2 protein-coding genes are annotated in these 2900 nt (G+C 53.0%); both read left to right on the forward strand.

Annotated features, from left to right (window positions below; all coding sequences use genetic code 11):
* The first annotated feature begins 138 nt into the window (after window positions 1-138).
* Window positions 139-1245 carry an alanine dehydrogenase gene (gene ald / locus ABYW01_RS18150; protein WP_193953837.1) on the forward strand — a complete coding sequence of 369 codons (1107 nt, stop codon included), beginning with the start codon at window positions 139-141 and terminating at the stop codon, window positions 1243-1245.
* A gap of 68 nt (window positions 1246-1313) precedes the next feature.
* Window positions 1314-2900, forward strand: a 1587-nt coding sequence (xsc, locus tag ABYW01_RS18155) for a sulfoacetaldehyde acetyltransferase (protein WP_372835547.1), incomplete at its 3' end; no start/stop codon positions are given.

Consider the following 2900-nt stretch of genomic DNA (forward strand, 5'->3'; position numbering starts at 1 on the left):
GGCCACCCTCCTAATCTGTTTACCAAGACATTCGTACAGGCACCTGCCGCTTCACTTGATCCTTAGAGATAGGACGTCGGTACGAAACAACCTCTACTACTCATAACGATAAAAATAGAAAAACTGGGAGTGGACAATATGTTGATCGGTGTACCTAAAGAGATTAAAAACCACGAATACCGTATCGGTATGGTTCCGGCCAGCGCTCAGGAGCTGACGAGCCGTGGTCATCAGGTTGTTGTAGAAACCAACGGCGGTATCGGTATTGGTTTCAGTGATGATGATTACCGCGCAGCAGGCGCAACTATTGCTAACACTGCAGAAGAGATTTTTGCTTCTGCAGACATGATCGTAAAAGTCAAAGAGCCGCAGGCGGTAGAACGCAAAATGCTGCGTCCGGGTCAGCTGCTGTTTACTTACCTTCACCTCGCACCAGACCCAGAGCAGACCGATGATCTGCAGGCGAGCGGTGCAACTTGTATTGCATACGAAACAGTGACCTCTGACCGTGGTGGCCTGCCTCTGCTGGCGCCAATGTCTGAAGTTGCCGGTCGCATGTCCATTCAGGCCGGTGCGGCATGTCTGGAAAAATCCCGCGCCGGTCGCGGCATGCTGCTGGGCGGCGTGCCAGGCGTAGAGCCTGCGAAAGTTACCATCATTGGTGGTGGTGTCGTCGGCTCAAACGCGGCGCGCATGGCCATTGGTATGGGCGCACAGGTGGTCATTCTGGACCGCTCTGTTGATGTGTTGCGCCGTCTTGTATCTGAATTTGGTACGGCTGTGACCACTGTTTACTCCAGCAAAGCATCGCTGGAAGAGCATGTGCTCTCAGCTGATCTGGTGATTGGTGGTGTCCTGATTCCGGGCGCTGCTGCACCAAAACTGGTAACCGCAGAGATGGTATCCCGCATGAAGCCGGGGTCCGCTGTGGTGGATGTGGCGATCGATCAGGGTGGTTGTTTCGAAACCTCCCACGCGACGACACATCAAGAACCAACATACATCGTTGATGACGTAGTGCATTACTGCGTTGCCAACATGCCGGGTGCGGTTGCTCGCACCTCCACTCTGGCACTGAACAATGCGACCTTGCCATTTATCGTGTCGCTGGCCGATCTCGGCTGGCAGGAAGCGATTCGCCGAGACCCACATCTCGCGAATGGCCTCAATGTGCACGATGGCAAGATCACCAGCGAAGAAGTTGCCGTTGCTTTAGGGCGTGAGTACACACCTTACAGCGTTTAATTACTCAACCGTTGACGGCGGTGGCCTTTGGCTGCTGCTTATAAAAATAACATTAAGGAATTCCTATTATGGCTCGTATGACTCCTAGTGAAGCGATGGTAGAAACCCTCGTTGCGAACGGTGTTACCGATTCCTTCGGTATCATGGGTTCTGCATTTATGGATGCGATGGACATTTTCACCCCAGCAGGCATCCGCCTGATCCCTGTAGTACACGAGCAGGGTGCTGGCCACATGGCTGACGGTTACTCTCGCGTCTCTGGTCGTCACGGTGTATGTATCGCTCAGAACGGTCCGGGTATCACTAACTTTGTAACTGCAATTGCTGCTGCTTACTGGGCTCACTCCCCAGTAGTATGTATCACTCCAGAAACCGGTACTAACACTCAGTGGTTGGGTGGTTTCCAGGAAGCTCAGCAGCTGCCGTTCTTCGAAACAATCACTAAGTATCAGGTAACTGTTACCAACAACAGCCGTATGGCTGAATACACTGCGCGTTGTTTCGACCGCGCTATGTTGGAAAACGGTCCGACTCAGCTGAACATCCCACGTGACTTGTTCTACGGCGACATCGATTGTGAAATCCCTGAGCCAATTCGCATCGAACGCGCTGCGGGCGGTGAAGAATCTCTGAAAGCTGCTGCAGAATTGCTGGCGAGCGCTGAGTTCCCAGTAATGATCTCCGGTGGTGGTGTTGTACTGGGCGATGCTTACGAAGAAGCGATCGCACTGTCTGAACAGCTGGGTCTGCCAGTCGTAAACAGCTACCTGCACAACGACTCCTTCCCTGCGTCTCACCCTAACTGGTGTGGTCCTCTGGGTTACCAGGGTTCTAAAGCAGGTATGAAACTGTTGGCACAGGCTGACGTTGTACTGGCACTGGGTACCCGTCTGGGGCCTTTCGGTACTTTGCCTCAGCACGGTCTGGATTACTGGCCGAAAGATGCAAAAATCATCCAGGTTGATTGCAACGCTAAGATGCTGGGTCTGGTTAAGAAAGTTGACGTTGGTATCTGCGGCGATGCGAAAGCAGCAGCTAAAGCACTGATGGCGCTGATGGCAGACAAAGCGCCTAAGTGTCTGGAAAACCGCGAAGCGCGTGCTGAGAAAATCGCAGCTGAGAAAGCGGCTTGGGAAGCTGAGCTGGACGAGTGGATCCACGAGCGCGACGATTACTCCATGGAGATGATCGAAGAGCAGTCCGGTGAAGAAGGTAACTACCTGCACCCACGTCAGGTTCTGCGTGAGCTGGAAAAAGCGATGCCTGCAGACGTAATGGTGTCTACCGATATCGGTAACATCAACTCTGTTTCCAACAGCTACCTGCGTTTTGACCGTCCACGTTCTTTCTTCGCAGCGATGTCCTTCGGTAACTGTGGTTACGCACTGCCAACTATGATTGGTGCAAAAGTTGCGGCTCCAGAACGTCCAGGGATCTCCTACGCGGGTGATGGCGCATGGGGTATGTCCATGATGGAAATCATGACCTGTGTACGTGAAGACATCCCTGTAACGTCTATCGTATTCCACAACCGTCAGTGGGGCGCAGAGAAGAAGAACCAGGTTGATTTCTACAACCGTCGCTTCGTAGCAGGCGAGCTGGAAAACCCAAGCTTCGCAGAAATCGCACGCTCCATGGGTGCTGAAGGTGTAACC

It is taken from the genome of Pontibacterium sp. (assembly GCF_041587635.1).
Taxonomy (GTDB): domain Bacteria; phylum Pseudomonadota; class Gammaproteobacteria; order Pseudomonadales; family Balneatricaceae; genus Pontibacterium.